The organism is Sphingobium fontiphilum, assembly GCF_014196635.1.
Lineage (GTDB): Bacteria > Pseudomonadota > Alphaproteobacteria > Sphingomonadales > Sphingomonadaceae > Sphingobium > Sphingobium fontiphilum.
In genome coordinates, this window is sequence record NZ_JACIEB010000004.1 from 117,687 (window position 1) to 141,498 (window position 23,812).

The window sequence follows — 23,812 nt, forward strand, 5'->3', positions numbered from 1 at the left end:
CCTTTCGGTCAGGCGTTTGCGGCGGCGGTGTAGGCCTTGCCCCATTCGGCCAGCGCCACGAGCCGGGCCTTGCGATCGGCCTGGATCTGGGGGATATTCTCTTCGTCGGGGCCGTCCGGCACGATCACCAGCGGTTCCTTGCCCAATTGCGCCAGCGCCAGCGCGCAGACGTCATTGGGATCGTAGATTGTGCTATAGTCCATGCCCAGACCTTCGGTCGCGCGGCGCAGCGTGGGCGTGTCCATGATCGGCGCGGCCACGCCGACGATGTCGATATTCTGGCCATCGAGTTCGGCCCAGAGGGATTCGACGAAGTTCAGCTCGAATGCTTTGGTCGCAGAATACATGGTCAGCCAGGGTTGCCCGCCCAGGCCCGCGCCCGACGACATGATGACGATCCCGCCCTTGCCGCGCTGGAGGAAGCGATTGCCAAAGCCGTGGACGGCTTCCAGCACATTGGCCGCATTCATCGTCAGCAGCTTGAGCGAACGGTCGACCGGAGAACCGAAGAAGCTGTGGCCCGCGCCATCCACGCCCGCATTGGAGATATAGAGGCCGATGTCCAGATCGGCGGTCGCTTCGACCAGGCGCGATCCCATGCCCGGGTGGGTCAGGTCGCCGGTTAGGGCGCGATATTCGATACCATGGGCGGCGGCGAGGCGCTGACCTAGGGCATCGAGCGCTTCCTGGCGGCGCGACACCAGAACCAGATTGAGGCCCATGGCGGCAAGCTGCTCCGCATAGCAAGCGCCAGTGCCCTCCGAAGCGCCGGCAATCATGGCCCAGGGGCCGTATTTTTCGGCGAAAGCGGCGGAATCGAAGGGCGGAAGGTCGATTTTACGCATCGGGTGAAAGTCCTCTCTTTGCACCATGCCTGTATGGGCGCTTAAGGTTGTGGCGCGAACCCTAGAAGACATGTGTTTTACGCCTGCCTATCGGGAGGTAGGTCGGGGCCGATTGGCGATGTGGCCGATCCCCCGCTCGAAAGTGTTTGCAGTATAATGACAATTATGTCATTATTTCTTTTCACGGTGATGTGAGAGGAGATGCGGATGAGTGGCTTGGCGATGGAAGAGCAGGCGATCGAAAGACGAAAGGTCGCCTCGGTAGCCGATCCTGTGGGCGTTGCAGCATCCATGCGGGCATTGCTGCAGGAGCATTCCGCTGCTTGCGAACGGGAGCGGCGTATCGTTCCGGCGGTCATGGAAGCGTTGCGTGCCTCAGGCCTGTTCCATATCACCGCGCCTGCGCGCGCCGGTGGGCCGGGTCACAAGCTGATCACCCATATCGAGACGGTCGCCGAACTGGCCAAGGGCTGCGTCGGCACCGCCTGGGCCTATGGCTTGCTGTCGGGCGTCACCGGAAGCGCGCTCGCGCTGCCGCCGGCCATCATGGAACGCCTGTTTCCGACCGGCGACGAACTGTTCTGCAGCGCCTCCGCGCCTTCGGGCAAGGCGGTTGCAGCGCCGGGCGGCTATCGCGTGTCGGGACGCTGGGGTTACGGATCGGGCTGCCTGCACGCCGATTGGGCGCTGAACGGCGTGATGATCGAAACCGATCAGGGCGCTGAACGGGCGATGGCGTTTCTCGATCTGCGTGATCCCGCCTGTTCGATCGAGGATGATTGGCATGTCGCGGGCATGGCCGGTTCCGGCAGCAACATGATCGTCGCGCAGCATTTGTTCGTGCCAGAGGAGTTGATCCTCTGGACGTCGCGTACGCCGCCGGCAGAGGCGGTTCTGGCGATGGAAGGGCTGGAGCCGCGCGACCGCTGGCCGATGGAGCCGCTCTTTCCTCTGGGCGTGCTCGCCCCGATGCTGGGCGCGGCGACGGCTTTGCTCGAAGGCGTGGCGCAGGCGATGCCCAAGCGGCAGGTGGTGGGCTGGACCTATGCAGGGCAAAGCGGTTCGGAGGCTCTGATCGGCATGATCGGCCGCGCGGCGATGGAAATCGATTCTGCCTGGCTGCATATCCGCCGGGCCGCCGGGATGCTGGACGAGACCGCGCAGCATCGCGTGCTGTCCGGCTTCGACAAGGCGCAGATTCAGGCCGATTGCGGCTATGCTATGGAATTGGTGCGGACGGCGGGCAATCGGCTGATGGATGTCGCCGGGCCGGGCGCCTTCGCCCTGTCGAGCCCCCTGCAGCGGATATGGCGCGACCTTAGCGTCGGCACCCGCCATAATGCGCTCAACGGACAGCTTTCGCTCGAACTCTATGGTCGGGCGATCACGGGGCAGCCGTCCAATATCGCTTTGTTGCCCGCCATTGCGCCAGCTCCGCTCTGGGCGGAAACGAAGTGACAGGAGAAGGACATATGACGACTCAACCCACGCCGCAGGAAATCGCGACATTCCTGAAGACCCAGGCCGACATGTTCAGCGAGGGCCGCATCGATGATTTCATGGCGGCGTTCCGGGCGATCGCACCGGGCGGTTTCAAGGTTCAGGATCCGGCCACCGGTCCGGTGCAGGAGGGCTGGGACAAGCTGGAGGCGCTGTGCAGGCAATATGTCGGATGGAAGCTGGTCGTCGAGGATGTGAAGGTGAGCGGCAACGAAGCGGTCATCTATGTCCGCAACGAAGGCGAATATGACGGGCATCCCGTCTGTGTGCACAGCATGGAACATTATATATTCGGCGAGGATGGCAGCTTGCTTGCGCGCTATTTCCACCCGATGCAATAAAGGGGGCCATGTCCGACGCCGCGTCTGTTTCCCCCGCTGTCGACCCGCGCACGGCGGCGGCCGCGATCAGGCGCGCCCGGATGCGCGAGCGGCTGCTCGATGCCGTGCTCGACCTGTATCAGCCGGGGCAGGGCAGCGGCAGTCTCGTGATTGATGACGTGATCCGCGCGGCCAATGTGTCGCGCGGCAGCTTCTATAAATATTTCGATTCTCTCGACGCTGCGGTGAATGAACTGGGCGAGCGGATGCTGGCGGAATTGATGGCCGAATTTCGCGGACTGTTCGACGATGTGCCTGACCCCCTCGTCAGGGCCGTGGGCGGCGCATCCATGGCGATGGTGCGGGCCTGGCACGATCCGCGCTGGGGCGGCTTTACCTGCCGCGTGGACTATGTCGATTATTTCGCGCGGGCCAGCATGTTCGACCTCGTCGTCCGCGATGCGCTGATGGCCGCCCGCGACCAGGGACAGATGCGCTTCCGCTCGATCGATGTTGCGGTCGACCTGATCGTGGGCATGACGATCGAGGGACGGCGACGACTTGTGCTGCGGTCGGTCGAGCCGCGCGCCTATATTGACGAGATGATTGAACGCACCTTCATCGGGTTGCAGGCGGATCCCTCGGCCATTGCGCAGGCCAGCGACTATTTCTGGCGGGCTATTTTCAAAGCCGCGCCCATGCTTCCTTGGTGGCGGAGCAACGGGGAAGGCGGGCCTTCTTCGATCGGTTCGCCGAGCGGGCTTCGGTCTGACTGAATCAAATCGCCGCTTCTTCGCGGAATACGATCTCGGTGAAATGGCCGACGCTGTCGCACGTATCCAGATAGGCAAAGCGCGCGCGGGGCGTCGCGCCTTCCATCGCAATGGCAAGGCCGCTCGCCAGCGCGCGTTCGCGAACCTCCTCCCATGCTTTCACATCGGGCTGGCGATAGCCCAGATGGTGCAGCGCGATCTGGTCGCTGCGTTCGGGCAGGGCGGCGATGTAGACGGACGGCCAATCCGGGCGAGGTTCGATCAACTCGACCTCGACATTCCCCAGCATGAGGTGGGAAAGGGCGCGTATCATGACGGGATTGCCGTCGGTATCGCGAAAATCCTCGAACAGGTCTAAGCGGGTCGCCCCCATTGCATCTAACGCCGCCAGACCGGCCCGAATGTCGCGGGTGACATAACCAATTTGGAATAATGGCCCGAACGCGCCCGCTGCTGCATCCATCGGCCATCTCCCTGTCAAAAACAAGCCAGCATAGATGCTCCAAGTGAACATAACCCTTTCGAATGATAGGGGGCCCGTGGTGCTGGGCGGCTTAAATAGACATGGTCGAGATAAAGATCCGGCAGGGATGGAGAGCATGCTGCAATGGCGTCTGGGTCAACCGGGTTGCTTCAAACATTGCGGCCTTTTGCAATGCTTTTGAAGGTTCCGTAGCGGTGGAAACAGACTCTCCACAGAGGCGGATCAGGATCCTTCACCGGGCTACCGAAATATTCCTCGATCGCGGCTATTCTGGCGCCACGCTCGACGATATTGCGCAGGCCGCTGGCGTGGGCAAGATCGCCATCTATCAACTCTTTGGCGACAAGGTGGAACTGTTCGCGCAGTGCATGATCGACGCGGCCGGAAGCAACCCGGTCATGTCACGAGCGCTTCTGCGAAGGGATCGCCCGGTGCGCGATGTTCTGGTTGAATTTGCCGAACAGCATATCCGCCGTATGTTCCGTCCCGTTTTCGGCGCGCGCCCCTATTATGAATTCGTGCGGGTGCTGCTGAGCGCATCCATATCCCATCCCGACATAAGCGGGCGTTGCCTTGCCATATTGCGATCGGACGAGGGTGCGCCGTTGCAGGAATATTTTCAGGATATGATAGATCGGCGGATGCTCGCCGGCGGCGATGGGCCCTTTTTAGCCCGCCATTTCATCCAGACCATCTTCTTTACCAACAACGTCATTTTGGAGCCGTCGAGCGTTGATCGCTACCGCGATAGCCGGGCGTCCGCCGAAAATGCGGTCGATTTGTTTCTGAACGGATGCGCCGGCGTGGCGCTTTCGGTTTTTTCTCCGTCGGAGGCTGCGCTCTGAAGGGGCGGCTTGTCCAGCCGATCCGGAGCAAAATGGATGAGCGATCATCCCAAGAAGAGACCCGGCGAACAGCCGGGCTGTGCTGCCTGTTCAATTGAAATTTCGGCCGATAGCGCCGTGCTTAAAGGGAGGATGGAATATGAAAGGAAGATATTATCTTCAGGTCAGCATGATGGCGTTGGGAGCGGTGGCTGCGCCATCCGCACTGGCGCAATCCACGGGCAACGCCGCGCCCCAGGAGGCTGATTCCTCATTCGGCGACATCATCGTGACAGCCAATCGCCGCGAGGAGAATGCCCAGTCGGCCCCCGTCTCTGTGGTTGCCCTGGGCTCGGAAGCCCTTATCGAAAAGGGCGTCAGATCCCTCAGCGACCTTACCAGCGTTGCGCCCGGCATCCGCTTCGTCCACCAGGGCGGGGGCGGCAACATGAACGTCGTGATGCGCGGGCTTCAGCGTATTCCGATCGGCAACGCGCCGAACGCCGTCATCAACTATTTCGCCGATATCCCGCTGCCGTTCCAGGGGTCCAACGTCCCTACCTATGACCTAAACAGCGTTCAGGTGCTGAAGGGGCCGCAGGGCACGCTGTTCGGGCGCAACGCCATTGGCGGCGCGGTGATCATCACGCCACAGGCGCCGACCTATAATTTCGAAGGCTATGTGCGCGGCAGCTATGGCAATTATGATTATAAGGATCTGGAAGGGGCGCTGAACGTCCCGATCATCGATGGCAAGGTCGCCCTGCGCGTCTCGGGGAAGGTCACGCGGCGGGACGGCTATACCAAGAACCTGTCCGGCGGGCGGGATATGGACGATATCCATCAGAACAGCTTCCGCGCTTCGCTGCTGATCGAGCCCTCGGACACGTTCCGCAACACGACCATCTTCGACTGGTTCCAGGCGCGAGAAGCAGGCACGGGCTCCATCCTCAGCGCCGTTCTGCCGACAGGACTGGTGCGGATACCGCAACTCGCCCACTTTTATGATTGCAACACCATCAACGCCTTCAATCCGGGCTGCGGCGCCATTCCCGGCGTGCTGCCGCCGGGTAACGATATTGATACGGCTTTCGCCCTGCAGCAGCAACTGGGCGTGCGCGCGAGCTACTCGGACATCAATCCCCGGCTCGATCGCGACCTGTGGGGCGTGTCGAACAAGACGGAGTTCGATATCGCCGAAGGCGTGACCTTGCGCAACATCTTCGGCTATCGCAGCACCCATCTGGAAACCGACCTCAATACCGACGGCGTCGCTTTCCTGCCGCTGCCCATCATCAATGCGTCGAACCGGGTGCGGGAAGAACAGTTCAGCGACGAATTCCATATCTTCGGCACCGTCATGAACGATCGGCTCGATTATCTGGTTGGCGCCTTCTACATCAAGGAGCAGCCATGGGGCCTGTCAGGGTCGAACTTCCCGGTTGCGGCTCCAGGCGCGCCCTGGGTCATTGCCTATACCAACAAGACCAACAAGGCGGTGTTCGGGCAGCTGGGCTTCAAGATCACGGATACCATCAAGCTGAATGGCGGCGTTCGCTATAACAAGACGAAGCAAAGCGCCTGCTCGGTCACGCCGAACATCCCTGTGCCGACATCGGCCATCGAAGCGGCGGAACCGTCTGTGGGGCCGGATGAATGTGCGGCGACAACCGGCGCCAGCCAGGCGCTCGTGAAGGAAAGCGCGACCACTTACAATATCGGTTTGGACTGGCAGGTGACGGACGACATTTTCGCCTATGTCACGCATCGCAAGGGCTATCGCGAAGGCGGGTTGAACTATCCCGGTTTCACGACGCCCTGCACGACGGGCAATTCCAACGGAATCTGCATCGGCAGCAACGGGTTGCCTCAGCCCAACCCGGCCGACCTTCGCCCCTACCAGTCCTATCAGCCGGAAACGCTCAAGGACGTGGAAGTGGGCATCAAGTCGGAATTCCGGCTGGGTGAGGGCCGGATGCGGTTCAACGTGTCGGCCTTCCGGGGCACTTACTCCAACGCCGTCGTGCCGTTCAACACCTCGGCGATCGTGCCGTCGACCGATTCGTCGGCGCCGCAGTCGAGCTCGATCGGCATCAACGTTGGCAAGCGCCGCCTGACCGGCTTCGAGAGCGAGGTGATGTTCCAGCCGAGCCGCAATCTCTCCTTCACCAACACCCTCGCTTATGTGAAGCAGACGATCCTCTCCAATACTCTGCCGAACATTCCGGGGCTCCAGTTGCCCTCGCTGACGCCGGCATCGCCGAAATGGTCGATGACCAGTTCAGCGCGCTGGGTGCTGCCTGTCCGCCCGGCGGACGGCGAGCTTGTCCTGAACGCGGATTATTATCAGCAGAGCCGCTTCTATAATGGCAACGATAGTTTCCCTGCCTATGAAAATGTCAATGCCCGGCTGGAATGGAGCGGTATCGGCGGCAGCGGTCTGACGGCTGCGGCGTTCGTCCGCAACCTGTTCAACGACACCTATGCTTATGCCAGCTCGGCCAGCTCGGCCAGCCTTGGCATATTCACCCGGTCATACAATGAGCCGCGCATGTACGGCATCGAACTGGGCTATCGCTTCTAAAGGGGGGAGGGGCCGGGCCCGTTCGCGGGTCCGGCCCTTGTTCATCAGGTCGCCCGGGCGACGATATGGGGGGCGTTGATCTGCCGATCGATAAAGGCGTCCCAGTCGCTTGCCCGATCGATCAGGAAATCGCGCACATTTTCATGCGTGGGCAGCATGAATCGATTGGCGAGGATCGCCTCCACGACTTTTTCGCCCACCGCTTCGGCAGTCATGAGTTCGAATGCCGGCCCCGGCCCGCGCGTATCCGTGGGCGGCCCGAAGGAACGAAGCCCGGACATGATGTTGGTCTTCACCGGCCCCGGACACAATACCGTGACGCCGATGCCCTGGGGGCGCAAATAGATGGCGAGCCCCTCTGAAATCTGGATGATCGCCGCCTTGGCCGCCGAATAAGCCAGGCGATCGAAAGAATAGGTCATCAGGCCGGCGAACGACGCCGTATTGACGATATGGCCGCTTCCCTGCGCGATCAGATGGGGCAGAAACGCCAGATTGCTGCGCACCACCGACAGCAGATTGATGTCGAGGACCCGGCGCCATTCGTCCAGCGGCACATGTTCAGGAAGGCCCCTGGTCATGCCGCCGGCGTTGTTCATGACGATATCGACCCGCCCAAAGCGCGAAAGCGCTTCCTGCTTGAGCATTTCGAACGCGGCGTCGTCGGCCACATCGCAGAGGACGGGGCTGGCCTTGCCGCCGGCCGCCGTGATTTCCGCCGCCGCGTCGCTGGCTCCCGCCTCATTGATATCGGCAACGAGTATCGACACCCCCCGTTTCGCCAGAGCGCCCGCGGTGGCGCGGCCTATCCCGCTGCCCGCGCCGGTGATGACTGCGACCTTGTCCTGCAAATCGTCCATGACGCCGCGCCTCAACCGAGCATGCCGGCGCGTTCGAGCGCCGCTATCGCCACCTGCCGGGCGCTATGCGCTGCGGGAAATCCCGCGTAGCCGGAGGCCTGGTAGATGACCTGTTCCAGTTCATCCAGCGTGGCGCCGTTGCGGATGGCGGCGGGGAAATGGATTTCAAGCTCTTCGGTCGCTCGCAGCGCGATGAGGATCGCAACCGTCACAAGGCTGCGCGTCCGGGGATCGAGCGTCTCGTTGGTCCACAGCGGTTCGAAGATGTTGTTCATGGACATCTCGCCAAGGTCGCCGGCAAATTTCGGACCGCTCGGACCTTTGGCGAGCTGTGCCGAAATTTCCGGAGCAAGCATTTTCTGCAAAAGCTGCATGGCCTGGTCGCGTTTTTCACCCATGATCGATCCTCTCTGGTCGTGACAATTCATCTTCGCACGGGTCGCCAGCGGGCGCCGGCGATCATGCAAAGGCCGTTCTGGCAAAAGCCATTAGAGGCGGGCATATGCTTGGCACCCATGGTCAAAAACCAACGGGTTCCGGATTAGGAAGACAGGTCCGGAAAACGTCTAAAGGCGGGTCCAGCACGGTGTGCCGGCCTTGTCCAGCGGGCCGCAACTGGCGACACGGGTGGCGCCGTTGGACGCGATCAAAACAAGCCAGTCACCGCTGTCCTTGCAGCGCAGCGCCCATGTCGCATTGGTGCCGATGTCGCCCCTGAACAGGGATTTGGTCGTGCTCACGCACGTCTGTCCGGCGTCACGCATCAATTGAGCGAAGGCTGCGCTGCGCCCCGCCCGATCCTGAATTTCGATAGCGTTGCTATATTCGTTCCGGCTGCTGCCCCGCCGGGACAGTTGCTGATGGACAATTTGCGCGCCCAGAACAACGCCGATCAGCAGCGTAGGCAACGCTGTCCACAACAGGGCGCGACGTATATCGCCGCCAGCATAGCCGCAGGCATGGCACCATCGGCCATAACCCTCGCGAGGCGCTTTGCATTTGGGACATCGCATATCGGGTCGTCCTACCGGCAGGTCAAATAGCGGAACCCTATCGTTAGAGAGGGACGCGGCGATGCAAATAGCGTCATTCTATAGAATATGGAACTTCGCGAAATCTCGGACGGGCTCTTTGCGGAGCTCAGATACGAAGAGCGGGAATCTGCGCCTGCTCTGCTGACACCGGCGACTCGTCGTCAGGCGGTGGCGGGCGTGCTGCGCTCGCGAATCGTGTCCGGTGTCATCCCGCCCGGCGCGTTGCTGCGCGAAACGGCGCTCGCCCAGGAGCTCAATGTCAGCGCAACGCCCGTGCGAGAGGCGCTCGGCACGCTGGCATCGGAGGGGCTGGTCGAGATCGAGGCTCATCGGCTGAAACGGGCGACGCCCGTCGATTTCGCCATAACGCGCGACCTTATCCGGGTGCAGGCCGAACTCTGGCGATTGGGCTATGTCTGGGGCATGCCCTGCATTGACGCGATCGAGGTGGCGGCGCTGGAAAGGGCCATTATGCGCTATCGGGCGGCGATCGAGAGCGGCGAACATATGGCCGCGATCATCGCGGGCCTGGATTTCCACACCATTTTCATCAAGGCGTCGGCAAGCCGCGAACTGCTGCGTTCGACACTGGATCGCCGCGGCCTGATCGCACGCTTCATATTCCTGCACGGCATTGCGACGCTATCGGCAACGGGCCTCAGCCAGCATGAGGCGATCTTGCGCGCATTCAAGGCGGGAAAGCACGACGAAGTGCTGGACCATCTCGACCGTATGTCTGCTCGCCTCATAGCCCTGTGCGAAGCGGAACCCGGCGCCTGAATCGAACCGGATCACAATCTGAAGGACTGACAATGGATTTCGAACTTCCTGAGGAATATCGCTCGTTCCGCGACATGGTGCGGCGCTGGGTCGACAATGAAGCGCCCAAGGATTGGGCGCGCGCCCTTGAAAAGGACGAGCATAACTATCCTTTCGCGCTGTGGGACAAGTTTACCGAAGCCGGCTTTCATGGCGTCGGCATCGCCGAGGAATATGACGGGCAGGGCGGCGATGTCGTGATGCAGATGCTGCTGGCGCGCGAACTGGCCCGCTCGCTTGGCGGGCTGGCATGGATATGGGGCATCACCAGTTTCGCCGGTTCCAAGTCCATCGGCCTTTATGGTTCGGCCGAGCAGAAGGCGAAATATCTGCCGTTGATCGCCACGGGCCAGTTGAAGGCCGCCATCGCCTTTACCGAGCCGGGCGGCGGCACCGACCTGCTGGGCGCAATGGCCACGACCGCCGAGCGGGTGGACGGCGGCTGGAAGATCAACGGCGAGAAAATCTGGTCCTCTTCGGCTCATGTGGCCGATTATCTTCTCGTGATCGCGCGCAGCGACAGAACGGTTGAGAAGAAACATCAGGGCCTGACCCTGTTCTGGGTGCCGACCAAAACCGCCGGGGTGAAGATCACGCCGTTGGCCAAGCTGGGCATGCGCTCAATGGGGTCATGTTCGGTGCACTTCGAAGATGCCTTCGTGCCCGACGATCTGGTGCTGGGCGAACCGCACAAGGCCTGGTACATGCTGCTGCCCACGCTCAACAATGAACGGATCATGGTGGGCGCCTTTTGCCTGGGGGTGATCGACGGCGTGCTGGAAGACGCGCTCGACTATATGAAGCAGCGCAAGGCGTTTGGCGGCATCATCGGCCGGTTCCAGAGCCTGCAGCATTATGTCGCCGACATAGCGACCATGCAGAAGACGACGGAATTGATGCTGCATTTTTGCGCCGACAAGCAGAGCCGCGGCGAAAATGTTGGGATAGAGGCCAATATGCTCAAGCTGATGGCGTCGGAAAACGCCAATGCGGCGGCGGACATGGGCATTCAGATTCTGGGCGGCATGGGCTATTCGGCGGAAACCGACATGCAACGATATTGGCGCGACAGCCGCCTGTGGCGCATCGGACCGATCACCAACGAAATGGTGCGCAACGGCATCGCGGAGAGCCTGGATCTGCCGCGGTCCTTCTGAAAGACAGGTGCGCCCGGGCCGATGGCTTTTGATCGTCGCCCGGGACCCAGAATCACGGCGCACTGCTGGAAGTTCAAGGAGAGTGAGCGATGATGTTTCCCGAGCAGCCGATTCCGGATCATGTGCCTTCCGAGCTGGTCAGGAAGGATTTTCCCTTCATCTTCGGTACGACGACGACCAGGGATCCTTTCGATGACATGACGATGAAGGTTCATGAAGGCCCCGACATCATCTATGCGACGCACGCCTATCCCGGCGGAACCGCGGCCTGGGTGCCGCGGCGCATGGCGCATCTGCGCGAAATCTATCTCGACACGGATCATTTTTCGTCGACCGATTTTTCGCCATTTTCCAAGCTTGTCGGGGGCAACTGGATCAATTCGCCGGCGGAACTCGATCCGCCGGCCCATGGGCCATTCCGGCAAATGGTCAATCCGGCCTTCACGCCCAAGGCCATGGCGGCGCTGGAGGACAAGATCCGGCAATATGCGGTCGAATATGTCGATGCGTTCGCCGCGCGCGGCGAATGCGAATTCATGAGCGAATTCGCATTCGAATTTCCCATCAAGGTCTTCATGGAATTGATGGGGCTGCCGCTCGATCGCGTCGCTGAATTCATGGAATGGGAGATGAACCTTCTTCATAATCACGACCTCTCGAAGATCGCGGAAGCCACGAATAATGTGCTCGCTTATCTGGGAAGCGAGATAGAAGACAGGCGGGCCAACCCGCGCAACGACCTGATTACGTTTGGCGTCCAGGGCAGGATCGACGGTCGTGCGCTGACGGACGACGAATTGCTGGGCTTCATGTTCAACCTGTTTATCGGAGGGCTCGACACGGTCTCCACCAATATGGGCCTTCATTTCCGACATCTGGGCGGCGATAGGGAGGATCAGGCTTTCCTGCGCGCCAACCCGTCGGAAATCCCCCATGCCATAGACGAACTGATGCGGGCCTATGGGGCGGTGACAACCTTCCGGACCTGCAAGAAGGAGACGGAGGTGGCGGGCGTCCGGTTCATGCCCGGTGACAAGGTGGCGATGTCCACCACGCTGGCCGGGCGAGACCCAGACGAATTTGACGCGCCGACCGAGGTTCGCCTCGACCGGCGTCCCCGGCATGTCGGCTTCGGCTTCGGCATCCATACCTGCGTGGGCATGCATCTTGCGCGGCGCGAGTTGAGGATCGCGATGGAGGAATTCCTCGCGCGTATCCCCGAGTTCCGCATCGCGCCGGGTCATCAGGTCGAATGCCATCTGGGAATGATCCAGCCCGTGGCGTTGCCATTGGTCTGGACGCCTGCTGTTTAAAGCGAAGGAGAGAGTATGAGCGTTTTCACACATGTATCGGTGGGTACGAACGACGTTGAACAGTCGCGCCGCTTTTATGACGCCGTTCTTGCCCCTCTGGGGATGAAGCGGCTGTTCGATGCGGAAAAAATGTCGGTCTGGGGCGCCGAGCAGCCTGCCATCATGGTGACGAAACCCGCCAATGGCGGGGAAGCCACCTATGCCAATGGCGGCACCATCGGCCTTGCCGCGCCGTCGCGCGCGGCTGTCGATGCGTTTCATGCCGCTGCGCTGGCCAATGGCGGCGCATGCGACGGGCCTCCGGGGTTGCGGGCCTTCGCGCCGAACGCATATGGCGCCTATGTGCGGGACGGCGTAGGCAATAAATTCTGCGCCTATTGCTACGCGCCGGAATGATCCTGGGCCCGGGGGTGTGCGACCGCGCGCACGCCCGGGCCAACGGACCTATGGGTTCAGTGCCGGCATTTGATGGTGCATGGCCCAGCCAGCAATGGAAGCGCGCGATGGGACAGTTTCCAAACTCAGCGCGGCAACGACGGAGACGATCCTTCGAGTGATATAATATGGTCAAGAGCGCCCCGGGGTTCTGGCAACGCGGCGCGGGATCAATCGGAACTGAACCGCCCTTGGATTGCCGCAGGCGATATGGCCTCAATCATGCGGTCCATGGCCGTGTCGTTCCACATGGCGCGGTAGCGCTTGTCTGCTTCGGCAGGCGGGATACTACCGATGGGTGCGGGCAGCCACTGCGCCCTTCGACAAGTTCAGTCCCTGCTCAGGGTGAACGGGTGACATATGAGCGCGATGCTGTGAAGGGCATGGTGGCGCAGCGCATGGGATTGCAGTCGGATGAAACCCATCATCGTCTTGCCCCTGATTTTCCCAGCTTGTGGCTGCGCCGATCAACCTGTCCACAAGACGTCTGCGGTCGTTCTGAACATCGCGCCACACGCTAATCCGAAATGTTCGCCCGATGAGGTGGTCGTTACGGCGCGCAGCGTGGATGGCGTCGTCGGCATGAAGTGCGTCCGCCTGGCGAATCTCGACTGCCGCATCGGCGACAGGGTAGCCGCAACAGTCTAGGGCGCCGCACTCCAATTGGCGGCCAAGGCTTGTGAGCGATCACGAAATGCCGGCTTCAGGGATGACATGCGGCGAGCGGTATGATGAAGCCATCAGATGTCCGCGCCGAACCGACCTTGAATCAAATGAATTGCCAGGCAATTTCCATGGGGGGAATAGCCGGGATCAGAACTTGAATACGGTGCCCAGATAGACGGCCTGGCCATCCTGACGGTCGTCAGTCAGCGGGCTGATGCGCTGCGCGGCGGCATTGTCATACCGCACGCCGGCGGTGACATTCAGGTTCCTGGTCAGCGAATAGGAGCTGGCCAGACCCAGCGAATAATCCTTGTCACCCTGACGAACGCCAATTGTGGGCTCGCGGCGATTTTCCATCAGCAGCTTTGTGCTGAACCGGTCCTTGCGACCCTGTTCCAGCGAGAAGTTGCGTCCATCCACCATCGTTTCGACCGGCACCGGATCAAGCGACTTGCGGCCGACCGCTTCAGGGAGGGCGAAACGACGCCAGCCGCGATCGCTGTTCAGGCTGAAGGCGACGGGCGCGATGTTGACCGGCGCGATGCTGCTGACGATCGGCGCGCTATTATCATTGGCGCGAACCATCACGGTGATGGAACGCTCCCCGCTCAACGAACCGCTGGTCGGGGTGAAGCGAAAACCGCGACCACTGGACGACGCCGCCATCCGGGCATAGGCAGCGGCGAGGCGCGCATCCTTGATCGTCGGCGTGAAGGAGGAAATGCTGCCCAGGGCCTGAAGCGATACAGGCGACTCGCCGGAACGGATGAACGAACCGCTGCCCGCTGCGCCGATGGCGGGAGACAACATAAGCCCGGCCACGGCGCAGGCCGTACCGATTGCCAGCAAATGTCCCCTGTACGCACGCATGATAAGCGACTCTCTTGTCCCCGTGTTTCTGTTCTCGAGAAACGCTTTACACCGCCGAACCCGCAATTGGCTAGAGCCGCGCAGCGATTTTATGCCGCTACTGTTGCGCGAAATACACAGAATGACGGGGTCCACGCAGCGTCCTCCCGCCATTATCCGCCTGCCTCGCCCCTTGCCCAATGGCGCGGCTTCTCTATAGATGCTGCCGGTTCCATCTTTATGTCTTGAGGACAAGCGCATGTCTCGCCGCCTTCCCGCCCCGCTTGCCGCCGCCCTGATGGCGACCGCGCTTCTGCCCCTTGCCGCCTGCGGCGGCGGTTCCAAGGACCGGCCCAAGGCGGATCTGGCCGCGTCGAAGGTTACGACCATCGGCGTCAACAGCTATTTGTGGCGCGCCAGCCTCGACACCATTTCCTTCATGCCGCTGGTGCAGACCGATTCGAACGGCGGCGTGATCGTGACCGACTGGTATGCCAACCCCAACAGCCCCAATGAACGGATGAAGCTGACCGTGTCGATCCTGGATCAGGATTTGCGCGCCGACGCCCTGCGCGTCGCCGCCAGCCGTCAGGTGCTGCAAGGCGGGCAGTGGGTCGACGCGCCGGTGGCCGCCGCGACCGTGCAGAAGCTGGAGGAAATCATCCTCACCAAGGCGCGCGATCTTCGCCGCATGGCGATCGCCGGCTAAAACGCCCCCTCCCCGACGCGCCCGCGCGTTGACCATATCATCATAAGGGACCGGGCTTCTGCGCAGGAAGGCCGGTCCCACGCTATTTACAAGGGACAGACCATGCAAAGGCGCTTCAACCCGCTTGAGGCCGATGCCCGCTGGCAGGCCGCCTGGGACGAGAAGCAGACGTTCCGCGCGTCGGACAGCAGCGACAAGCCGCGCTCCTATGTGCTGGAGATGTTCCCCTATCCTTCGGGGCGCATCCATATCGGCCATGTCCGCAACTATTCCATGGGCGACGTGCTGGCGCGCTTCCGCCGGATGACGGGCCATGAAGTGCTGCACCCCATGGGCTGGGACGCCTTTGGGATGCCGGCGGAAAACGCCGCGATGGAAAAGAAGGTCCATCCGGGCAAATGGACCTATGAGAATATCGCGAACATGAAGGCGCAGCTCAAGAAGCTGGGCTTCGCGCTCGACTGGAGCCGCGAGATCGCGACCTGCCACCCCGACTATTATGGCCATGAACAGGCGCTGTTCCTGGACATGCTGGACGCGGGTCTCGTCTACCGCAAGGAAAGCGCGGTCAACTGGGACCCGGTCGACATGACCGTGCTGGCCAATGAACAGGTGATCGACGGCAAGGGCTGGCGGTCGGGCGCGCCGGTGGAAAAGCGCAAGCTGTCCCAGTGGTTCCTCAAGATCACCCAGTTTGCCGACGACCTGCTGGAAGGGTTGAAGACGCTCGACCAGTGGCCTGAAAAAGTGCGGCTGATGCAGGAAAACTGGATCGGCAAGTCGGTCGGTCTGCAATTCAAATTTCAGCCGGTCGCGCCGTTCGAGGACGAAATCGAAGTCTATTCGACCCGGCCCGACACGATTTTCGGGGCGAGCTTCGTGGCGATTGCGGCGGACCATCCGGTCGCGCAGGCGCTGGCTGCCGACAATGCGGACGTCGCTGCCTTCATTGAAAAGTGCAAGGCGGGCGGCACCACGGCGGCGGAACTGGAAACGGCCGAAAAGCTCGGCTTCGACACCGGCCTGTCGGTTGCCCACCCGTTCGACGCCGACTGGCATTTGCCCGTGTTCATCGCCAATTTCGTGCTGATGGACTATGGCACCGGTGCGGTCATGGGCGTGCCCGCGCACGACCAGCGCGACCTCGACTTCGCGCGCAAATATATGCTGGCGGTGGAGCGCGTCGTCGCGCCCGAAGGGGAAGCGGACAAGTCCATCGGGAACGAGGCCTATACCGGCCCCGGCGCGCTGGTGAACAGCCGCTTCCTGGACGGTATGAGCGTGGAGGAGGCCAAGGCCGCCGTCATCGCCCGTGCCGAAGCCGAAGGCTGGGGCCAGGGGCAGACCGTGTTCCGCCTGCGCGACTGGGGCGTGTCGCGCCAGCGTTACTGGGGCACGCCGATCCCGGTCATCCATTGCGAAAGCTGCGGCCCGGTGGGCGTGCCGAAGGATCAGTTGCCGGTCGTGCTGCCAGAGGATGTCAGCTTCGACATTCCCGGCAATCCGCTGGACCGCCACCCGACCTGGAAGCATGTGCCATGCCCCCGATGCGGCAAACCCGCTATGCGCGAAACCGACACGCTCGACACCTTCGCCGATTCAAGCTGGTATTTCATCCGCTTCGCCAGCCAGCCCAAGGACAGGCCGTTCGATCGGGAAACGGTCGAAAAATGGCTGCCCGTCGGCCAGTATATCGGCGGCGTCGAACATGCGATCCTGCATCTTCTCTACGCCCGTTTCTGGACCCGCGCGCTCCAGCATATGGGGCAGCTTGGCTTTGCCGAACCGTTCACCGGCCTGTTCACCCAGGGCATGGTGACCCACGAAACCTACAGCCGCGAACAGGGCGAGGGGCTGCCCCCCGTCTATTTCGCGCCGGGCGAGATCAGCCGCACGTCTGACGGCGCGACGCTGATCGCGGACAACGCCCCGGTTGAGGTCGGCCGGGTGATCAAAATGTCCAAGTCCAAGAAGAATGTCGTCGATCCCGACGACATCATCGCCCAATATGGCGCGGACGCGGTGCGCTGGTTCATGCTGTCGGACAGCCCGCCGGAGCGTGACCTGCCCTGGACCGAAAGCGGCATCGAAGGATCGTGGCGCTTCGTCAACCGCCTGTGGCGGCTGTTCGGCACGGTCGACGCGGCGGCGCAGGGGCAGGACAAGCCGCTCGACCGCAAGCTGCACCAGACCATCGACGGCGTTGCCAAGGATATCGAGGCGCTGTCCTTCAACAAGGCGGTGGCGAAAATCTATGAACTCGCCAACGCGGTGGAGAAGGCCGCGCCGTCCGCGTCGCGCAACGCCGCCATCCGCGCGCTCGCGCTGCTGATCGCGCCGATGACCCCCCATCTGGCGGAGGAAGCCTGGGCTGAGCTGGGCGAAGACGGCCTGATCGCCGACGCGGCATGGCCCATCGTGGACCCGGCGCTGCTGGTCGATGATGAAGTGACCATCGCCTGTCAGGTGATGGGCAAGCTGCGCGACACCATCACCGTGCCCAAGGGGACGGATAGGCAAGAACTGGAAAAGCTGGCCCTCGCCGCGCCCAATGTGGTCCGCATCCTGGACGGCGCGACGCCCAAGAAGATCATCGTCGTGCCGGATCGTCTGGTGAATTTGGTCATCTGATAACATCCGTTCGGGTCGAGCCTGTCGAAGCCCCGCTCTTCCTGCGAAAGCAGGAAAGCCCTTCGACAGGCTCAGGGCGAACGGCTATGGAGGTTGGCATGAAGCCTTGGCCCCTGCTCCTTATCGCGCTCACCGCTCTTTCCGCCTGTGGCCTGCGCCCCGTCTATTCGGGCGGGAGTCAGGGCGCGGTGGCCCGGTCGCTGGGCAATGTGGAGGTCGCCGCGATCGAGGGGAAGGCGGGCTGGCTGACGCGCAATGCGCTCAACGACCGGCTGTCGACCATGCGCGGCGGCGATGGCCCGGCCTATAAGCTCGTGGTGAAGCTGGACGACCAGATCAGCGGTTTCGGCCTGCGCGCCGACGCCGCCGTCACGCGCGAGCGGCGGACGCTGCGCGCGCGATACCAGTTGATCGACGTAGCGACGGGCGCGCAGGTGCTGGACGACACCGCCGGGTCGGATGCGGGCATCGACGTGACCTCCAGCGAATATGCGACCATAGCGGCCGAAGACACGGCACTCGAACGGCTGGCGCAGACGGTGGCGGACCAGATCGTCATGCGGCTGGCGCTCTATGCCGCGCAAAATGGCGGCCATGAAGGCCGATAAGCGGCCCCAGATCGAAAAGGCGCTGGACGCGGCGGCGCAGGGGGCCGGGGATTATCGCTTCTTCCTGCTTTACGGCCCGGACGAGGCGACCAGCCACGCCCACATGAAGCGGCTGGAGCGCGCCATGGGGCAGGGCGCCGAGCGGATCGACATCGACGCCCCCCGGCTGCGCGACGACCCGGCGCAGCTGGCCGACGAAGCCGCGTCCTTTTCCATGTTCGGGGACAAACGCTGGATCCGCGTCAATGGCATTGCCGAAGATTCGCTGCCCGCCGTGCAGGCGCTGCTGGAGGCGCAGGCGGCGGGCGATCCGGTGGTCGCGGTCGCCGGCGCGCTCAAGCCAAGCTCGAAACTGCTCAAATATGTGCTCGACTCGCCCCGCGCGCTGGCCGCCATTTCCTATCAGCCCAATGCGCGGGAAGCGGACCAGATATTGATGGCCACCGCGCGCGAAAGCGGCCTGCGGCTTTCAGCGGAGCTTGCCCGGCGGATCAATGACGCGGTCGGCGCGGACCGCACGCTGGCGGGCAATGAGGTGGAGAAGATCGCCCTCTATCTCGACGCCGCGCCCGACCGGCCGCGCGAGGCGACGGCGGAAGCCATCGACGCACTGGCCGCCGACAATGCCGATGACGACGCCATGCCGCTGGTCAATGCGGTGCTGGGCGGCGACCTTAGCGCCATGCACCGCGAACTGGCGCGGCTGCGCATGGCGGGCGCGCATATGGCGGCGGTCATCCGCCCGCTGATGACCCGCGCGATGCTGGTCGCGGGCCTGCGGATCGACGTCGACAAGGGCCGAGGCAGCCCCGACATCGTGGTGGACGCCAACAAGGCGGTCTTCTGGAGGGAAAAGCCGGCCGTCATCCGCCAGTTGCACATCTGGGACGCGGCCGGCATCGCCCGGGTGATCCACCGCCTGGCCGCGGCCGAACGGATGACGCGCGGGCGCGGCGCGGGCGACGTTCTAGTGCAGCATGAGTTGCTCGCCATCGCGCGACAGGCCGCGCGCGCGCGTTGATCGCCCCACGGCTTGATCGCGTGAGCCGCGCGGCCCATATTGGCGTTCATGGAAAAGCTGCACCTGACCGACGCCGAATGGCGCGCCCGCCTGACCCCCGAACAATATCATGTCCTGCGCGAAGCGGGGACGGAGCGGGCCTTTGGCGGGCGATTGAACGCCAACAAGGCGGACGGAACCTATTATTGCGCCGGATGCGGGGCGGAGCTGTTCTCCTCCGACGAGAAATATGACAGCGGGTCGGGCTGGCCCAGCTTTACAGCGCCCGTCGACGCCGATGCGGTGGAGGAAGTTCGCGACGCCAGCCATGGCATGATCCGCACCGAAATACGCTGCGCCAAATGCGACGGTCATCTGGGCCATGTCTTCCCCGACGGGCCGGGCGTCACGGGCCTGCGCTACTGCATGAACAGCGCCGCGCTGGATTTCCGCCCGGCCGACTGATCGGCTGGTTCAGCCCTGGTAAAGCCGCGATCCTCTTTCAGCGGCGTTCGGGAAGGGCTGGTCGCGGCCCTGTTTTGGCCTTATGCGGGGCGGCACTATCATGGCACGATCTGGCAAGAGCAAAGCGGAACCGGGCCGGCTGAAACGCTGGTTCATCAGGGGCATCAAGATCGGGGCGATCGGCGCGCTGGCGGGGCTGATCGCGCTCGTCGTCGCGGTGTTCGTGGCGATGCAGTCGCTGCCCGACTATGCCAGCCTCAAATCCTCCCCCAATGGCCAGATGATCCGCGTTCATGCCGCCGACGGCAGCGTGATCGTGTCGATCGGCCCCAGTTTCGGCCGCTGGCTGAATTATGACCAGATCCCCGAAGTGATGGTCGACGCGATGGTGTCGACCGAGGACAAGCGTTTCTATCACCATCCCGGCATCGACCCCATCGGCATGGCCCGCGCCGCCTGGTTCGCCATCGAAAATCGCGGCACCGGCCGGCGGATGCAGGGCGCGTCGACGATCACGCAACAGGTGACGCGCAACATCTTCCTCAACAACAGCTATACGTTCGGCCGCAAGGCGCGCGAGATGATCCTGGCGATGGCGATGGAGCGCAAATTCTCCAAGCGCCAGATCCTGGAGCTTTACCTCAACAAGGTCTATTTCGGTGGCGGCGCCTATGGCATTGACGCGGCCAGCCGCAAGTTTTTCGGCCATCCCGCAACCGCGCTCAACCTGCCCGAAGCCGCGATCATCGCGGGCCTTGTCAAGGCCCCGTCCAGCTATTCCCCCACCGCCGATGCCGATGCCGCCATCGGCCGCGCGGGCGTGGTGCTGGACCTGATGCGCGAAAATGGCGCGATCACCGCGTCGCAGCAGGCCGCCGCCGACATACGGGGCGTGAAGCTGGCGCCCGAACCGAAACAGAATTCCGTCCGCTATTTCACCGACTGGGCGTTGCCGCAGCTTGACGTGCTGATCGAGGAGCAGAGCGAGCCGCTGGAGGTTTACACCACCATCGACCTCGCCATGCAGCGGGCGGCGACGGCGGCGGTGCAGGCCAATGTGCCCGCCGGGGCGCAGGGCGCGCTGGTCAGCCTGGACCGCGACGGCGCGGTGCGGGCCATGGTCGGCGGTCTCGACTATGTGACGTCCAATTATAACCGCGCGACCACCGCCACGCGCCAGCCGGGTTCGGCATGGAAGCTGTTCGTCTATATGGCGGCGCTGGAGGGGGGCTATACCCCGGACACTGGCGTTACCGACAAGCCGGTCGACATCAACGGGTGGAAGCCGCGCAACAGTTCCGGGCGTTTTTCCGGCGACATCGACGTGCGAACCGCCTTTGCCTACTCCATCAACACCGTCGCCGCGCAACTGGGCGTGGAGGTCGGCTTTGCCACCATTGCCGACATGGCCCGCCGGTTCGGCATCACCACGCCCATCAACACCCACCCGTCGATGGTGCTGGGCACGTCGGACGTGCGCCTGATCGACATGACCCGCGCCTTCGCCTCCATCGCGCGCAAGGGCATCGCTGTCACCCCCTATGGCATTACCAAGGTGACGACCGCCGACGGGCGGTTGCTGTACGAGCATGAGGATGACACCAGCCGGGTGCTGGTCGCCCCCTGGGTCGCGGCGGGGATGACCGACCTCATGCAGACGGCGGTCAGCACCGGCACCGGCAAGGCGGCGCAGATTGGCCGCCCGGTGGCGGGCAAGACCGGCACCACCAGCAGCAACAAGGACGGCTGGTTCCTGGGCTTTTCCAGCGGCATCACCACGGGCGTGTGGATGGGCCGCGACGATGCCCGCGCCGTGCCCGTGCTTCAGGGCGGCCGCGCGCCCGCGCGCGCCTTCGCCGACTATATGAAGGTCGCCGTGGCCAAGCGGCCGGTCGAACAGTTCGAAACCGAAGTCACCCTGCCCGAATGGCAGCTGGAACCCGATGAGGAAGCCTATTTCGGCCAGCCCGACAATGGCATGGAGGGCGCCCCGGAAGGCGGCATGATGGTCGATGAAAACGGGATGCCGATCGACCGTTCGTCGCGCGACAATGGCGATGGCGAGGGCGAGGCGCCCGCGCGGATCGACCAGCAGTGGATCGACAATGTGCTGGGCCGGGGCCGGAACAACCAGCCGCCCCGCGATCCGGCGGCGCCGCAGCCATGACCGATCGTTCGCCCGCCGGGGATCGCCCCTTTGGCCCGGCGCTGGCGCTGGCCCTGCGCGGACGCTGTCCCGCCTGTGGCGAGGGGCGGATGTTCGCCTCTTTCCTGAAACCGGCGGCGGCTTGCGCCCATTGCGGCCAGCCCTGGAACGTCCATAGCGCCGACGATTTTCCCGCCTATCTCGTCATCCTGTTGCTGGGCCACATATTGGTCCCGCTGATGATAGAGGTGAATGCGGCGCTCGCCATCCCGCTGGGGGTGCAGGCGGCGTTATGGCCGGGGCTGGCGCTGGTGCTGGCGGTGGCGCTGATCCAACCGGCCAAGGGCGCGGTCATCGCCTTTCAATGGTCGCGCCGGATGCACGGATTCCGATAAAGCTATTCCGGCCGCTTCAGCGCGTTGCGCTCCATCGCCTCGCGCAGCGTCGCGTCGATTTCGCGGCGGCCTTCCGGGCCATGGGTGACGACCGTCGTGTCGCAGGTGGCGACGCACACGCCCTTTTGAAAGGCGGCGGAGGAAATGGTCCAGCTCGTCCGGCCGATATGGCCGATCGCGCAATGGATGTGGAACGGGTAGGGGAAGTGCGATTCCTCGACATAGTTCAGGGAAACCGCGGCCACCAGCCAGCGCACCCCCTGTTCCTGCGGGTGACGGCCCAGATGATGGTGGAACCGGATGCGGGCCGTTTCGAATATCGCGGAGATGGCGACATTGTTGACATGGCCCATAGTGTCGAGGTCACCGAAGCGCGTATCCAGCGTGGTGACGAAGGCATAGGCGTCGGGGTCCAGCCGCCAGGATTCGGGTTTGGCCATATCCTGTTTTTCTCCTCTGCCCCGGCTCTTACTCCCACAGGGCCATTATGCAACTCCATGCGGCGCGAAAGCCCCGCATATGCGACCTTTTTGACACAGGTTGCGGGGCATTTTTCACCCTAATTGCTGCGCGCGACGCCGCGCACATAATCGATGCGGATGCGGACCCAAGCGCCGATCTGCGGTCGCCCGCCGATGCGCGGCGGGATGACGCGGAATTGCCAGGCCGCCTGTCGCACCGCGCGGGCAAAGCCCGACCCCATGGGCGCTTCGCCGATCGCCCGGCAATTTTCGACGCGGTTGCCTTCCACCGTCTGGCACGCGACCATCCCCCAGCCATCGGGCGGCGCATTGGCGGGGATATAGGTGGACAGTTCGGCATCGGTCGGCCGCCTGAACCAGTCGGCGTTGAACAATGGCTCGCCGCCCGGCCCTTCGCCGGGGCCATAGGTGGCGGCGCTATCCCCGCCCGATGGTTTGCCCGGCGCGCCTTTGGACAGGGCGCGGATATCCGCCCCGGCGAAATCCTTGCTGCTGAGCACCAGAAAGGGGAGTTCCGGTTTGGCGGCGGGGGCTTCCTGCTCTGCGGGGGCCTTGGCCTTTTCCGGCGTCGGCGGCGCCTTGACGGTTTCCTTCTCCTCCGCCTTGTCCCGGCGGCTGTCATTCTGTCGCGCCGGTTCGGGCGACGGGTCCATCGAAAAGCTCACCGGCGTCCGGCTTTCCTTGCGCGGCTGGATGAGTTGCGGGTTGATGGCCAGCAACGCTAGCAGCAACAGGGCGTTGATCGCCACCGCCAGCAGCAGCGACGTCAGCCGCCGCCTTATCGTCCCCTGTCCATAACCTGAGATATGCGATCGCATGGGAAAGTCGTTCAGGCCTTTTCGGGTGCGGGACCGGCATGGAAGGACGTCGCCCGATTGACAGCGCCGTGCTTCAGGGCAAAATAGAACAAAAC

General features: G+C 63.2%; 25 protein-coding genes. 17 read left to right on the top strand and 8 right to left on the bottom strand.

The genetic code is table 11. The features are described 5' to 3' along the window. Positions 1-8 precede the first annotated feature (8 nt). Positions 9-845, bottom strand: coding sequence for an SDR family NAD(P)-dependent oxidoreductase (locus GGR44_RS09740; RefSeq protein WP_183955396.1), 837 nt, complete (start codon positions 843-845; stop codon positions 9-11). Positions 846-1,052: 207 nt separating this feature from the next. Here GGR44_RS09740 and GGR44_RS09745 point away from each other — a divergent pair, with 207 nt between their 5' ends. The 3 genes from GGR44_RS09745 to GGR44_RS09755 are packed head-to-tail and all read left to right on the top strand — an operon-like array spanning position 1,053 to position 3,441. Beyond that, positions 1,053-2,303 carry an acyl-CoA dehydrogenase family protein gene (locus GGR44_RS09745; RefSeq protein WP_246344512.1) on the top strand — a complete coding sequence of 417 codons (1,251 nt, stop codon included), beginning with the start codon at positions 1,053-1,055 and terminating at the stop codon, positions 2,301-2,303. Positions 2,304-2,317: 14 nt separating this feature from the next. Beyond that, positions 2,318-2,686 carry a nuclear transport factor 2 family protein gene (locus GGR44_RS09750; RefSeq protein WP_183955398.1) on the top strand — a complete coding sequence of 123 codons (369 nt, stop codon included), beginning with the start codon at positions 2,318-2,320 and terminating at the stop codon, positions 2,684-2,686. An 8-nt stretch (positions 2,687-2,694) separates the two neighbouring features. After that, on the top strand, positions 2,695-3,441 hold the full coding sequence (locus GGR44_RS09755) for a TetR/AcrR family transcriptional regulator (RefSeq protein WP_183955399.1): 747 nt from the start codon (positions 2,695-2,697) through the stop codon (positions 3,439-3,441). Position 3,442: 1 nt separating this feature from the next. Here the strand turns inward: GGR44_RS09755 and GGR44_RS09760 are convergent, their stop codons facing one another. Beyond that, positions 3,443-3,901 carry a VOC family protein gene (locus tag GGR44_RS09760; protein WP_183955400.1) on the bottom strand — a complete coding sequence of 153 codons (459 nt, stop codon included), beginning with the start codon at positions 3,899-3,901 and terminating at the stop codon, positions 3,443-3,445. 215 nt (positions 3,902-4,116) lie between these two features. Between GGR44_RS09760 and GGR44_RS09765 the strand changes: the two genes are divergently transcribed. Next, a complete protein-coding gene (locus GGR44_RS09765) occupies positions 4,117-4,767 on the top strand; it encodes a TetR family transcriptional regulator (protein WP_183955401.1) in 651 nt (216 codons plus the stop codon). 139 nt (positions 4,768-4,906) lie between these two features. Continuing rightward, positions 4,907-7,330 (top strand): TonB-dependent receptor, encoded by a 2,424-nt coding sequence (locus GGR44_RS09770; RefSeq protein WP_183955402.1) that lies wholly within the window; start codon positions 4,907-4,909, stop codon positions 7,328-7,330. A gap of 44 nt (positions 7,331-7,374) precedes the next feature. Here GGR44_RS09770 and GGR44_RS09775 read toward each other — a convergent pair whose 3' ends face one another. The 3 genes from GGR44_RS09775 to GGR44_RS09785 all read right to left on the bottom strand — a co-directional run bounded on the left by GGR44_RS09775 (position 7,375) and on the right by GGR44_RS09785 (position 9,203). Next, positions 7,375-8,190 carry an SDR family oxidoreductase gene (locus GGR44_RS09775; protein ID WP_183955403.1) on the bottom strand — a complete coding sequence of 272 codons (816 nt, stop codon included), beginning with the start codon at positions 8,188-8,190 and terminating at the stop codon, positions 7,375-7,377. 11 nt (positions 8,191-8,201) lie between these two features. Then, complete coding sequence (locus tag GGR44_RS09780; RefSeq protein WP_183955404.1) at positions 8,202-8,588, bottom strand: carboxymuconolactone decarboxylase family protein; 387 nt, start codon at positions 8,586-8,588, stop codon at positions 8,202-8,204. 168 nt (positions 8,589-8,756) lie between these two features. Further along, complete coding sequence (locus tag GGR44_RS09785) at positions 8,757-9,203, bottom strand: hypothetical protein (protein ID WP_246344522.1); 447 nt, start codon at positions 9,201-9,203, stop codon at positions 8,757-8,759. 87 nt (positions 9,204-9,290) lie between these two features. On the opposite strand from GGR44_RS09785, the gene GGR44_RS09790 reads away from it, so the two are divergent. From GGR44_RS09790 to GGR44_RS09810, 5 genes are all read left to right on the top strand, one after another. Beyond that, entirely contained in the window at positions 9,291-10,004 is a 714-nt protein-coding gene (locus tag GGR44_RS09790) for a GntR family transcriptional regulator (RefSeq protein ID WP_183955405.1), read from the top strand. Positions 10,005-10,036: 32 nt separating this feature from the next. Further along, positions 10,037-11,200 carry an acyl-CoA dehydrogenase family protein gene (locus GGR44_RS09795; RefSeq protein WP_183955406.1) on the top strand — a complete coding sequence of 388 codons (1,164 nt, stop codon included), beginning with the start codon at positions 10,037-10,039 and terminating at the stop codon, positions 11,198-11,200. A gap of 89 nt (positions 11,201-11,289) precedes the next feature. Then, positions 11,290-12,513 (top strand): cytochrome P450, encoded by a 1,224-nt coding sequence (locus GGR44_RS09800; protein ID WP_183955407.1) that lies wholly within the window; start codon positions 11,290-11,292, stop codon positions 12,511-12,513. Positions 12,514-12,528: 15 nt separating this feature from the next. Beyond that, positions 12,529-12,909: a VOC family protein gene (locus GGR44_RS09805; RefSeq protein ID WP_183955408.1), complete on the top strand. Its 381-nt coding sequence runs from the start codon at positions 12,529-12,531 to the stop codon at positions 12,907-12,909. Between the two features lie 453 nt (positions 12,910-13,362). Beyond that, positions 13,363-13,596: a hypothetical protein gene (locus GGR44_RS09810; RefSeq protein ID WP_183955409.1), complete on the top strand. Its 234-nt coding sequence runs from the start codon at positions 13,363-13,365 to the stop codon at positions 13,594-13,596. A gap of 165 nt (positions 13,597-13,761) precedes the next feature. On the opposite strand, the gene GGR44_RS09815 is transcribed toward GGR44_RS09810, so the two are convergent. Then, on the bottom strand, positions 13,762-14,484 hold the full coding sequence (locus GGR44_RS09815) for a hypothetical protein (protein ID WP_183955607.1): 723 nt from the start codon (positions 14,482-14,484) through the stop codon (positions 13,762-13,764). 238 nt (positions 14,485-14,722) lie between these two features. Between GGR44_RS09815 and GGR44_RS09820 the strand changes: the two genes are divergently transcribed. The 7 genes from GGR44_RS09820 to GGR44_RS09850 all read left to right on the top strand — a co-directional run bounded on the left by GGR44_RS09820 (position 14,723) and on the right by GGR44_RS09850 (position 22,417). Further along, complete coding sequence (locus GGR44_RS09820; protein WP_183955410.1) at positions 14,723-15,172, top strand: DUF3576 domain-containing protein; 450 nt, start codon at positions 14,723-14,725, stop codon at positions 15,170-15,172. Positions 15,173-15,274: 102 nt separating this feature from the next. After that, positions 15,275-17,803, top strand: coding sequence for a leucine--tRNA ligase (leuS, locus tag GGR44_RS09825; RefSeq protein ID WP_183955411.1), 2,529 nt, complete (start codon positions 15,275-15,277; stop codon positions 17,801-17,803). Between the two features lie 98 nt (positions 17,804-17,901). Then, positions 17,902-18,411: an LPS assembly lipoprotein LptE gene (lptE, locus tag GGR44_RS09830; RefSeq protein ID WP_183955412.1), complete on the top strand. Its 510-nt coding sequence runs from the start codon at positions 17,902-17,904 to the stop codon at positions 18,409-18,411. After that, positions 18,398-19,432: a DNA polymerase III subunit delta gene (holA, locus tag GGR44_RS09835; protein ID WP_183955413.1), complete on the top strand. Its 1,035-nt coding sequence runs from the start codon at positions 18,398-18,400 to the stop codon at positions 19,430-19,432. The genes lptE and holA overlap by 14 nt, the downstream gene beginning before the upstream one ends. Before the next feature lie 48 nt (positions 19,433-19,480). Further along, positions 19,481-19,876: a peptide-methionine (R)-S-oxide reductase MsrB gene (msrB, locus tag GGR44_RS09840; RefSeq protein ID WP_183955414.1), complete on the top strand. Its 396-nt coding sequence runs from the start codon at positions 19,481-19,483 to the stop codon at positions 19,874-19,876. 100 nt (positions 19,877-19,976) lie between these two features. Continuing rightward, positions 19,977-22,043, top strand: coding sequence for a transglycosylase domain-containing protein (locus GGR44_RS09845; RefSeq protein WP_183955415.1), 2,067 nt, complete (start codon positions 19,977-19,979; stop codon positions 22,041-22,043). Further along, positions 22,040-22,417, top strand: a complete 378-nt coding sequence (locus GGR44_RS09850) for a DUF983 domain-containing protein (RefSeq protein ID WP_183955416.1) — start codon at positions 22,040-22,042, stop codon at positions 22,415-22,417. Before GGR44_RS09845 ends, GGR44_RS09850 begins: the two co-directional genes overlap by 4 nt. Positions 22,418-22,419: 2 nt before the next feature. Here GGR44_RS09850 and GGR44_RS09855 read toward each other — a convergent pair whose 3' ends face one another. Both GGR44_RS09855 and GGR44_RS09860 read right to left on the bottom strand, forming a co-directional pair. Further along, complete coding sequence (locus tag GGR44_RS09855; RefSeq protein WP_183955417.1) at positions 22,420-22,857, bottom strand: acyl-CoA thioesterase; 438 nt, start codon at positions 22,855-22,857, stop codon at positions 22,420-22,422. A gap of 119 nt (positions 22,858-22,976) precedes the next feature. Further along, positions 22,977-23,717: a hypothetical protein gene (locus GGR44_RS09860; RefSeq protein ID WP_246344524.1), complete on the bottom strand. Its 741-nt coding sequence runs from the start codon at positions 23,715-23,717 to the stop codon at positions 22,977-22,979. Between the last annotated feature and the right edge of the window lie 95 nt (positions 23,718-23,812).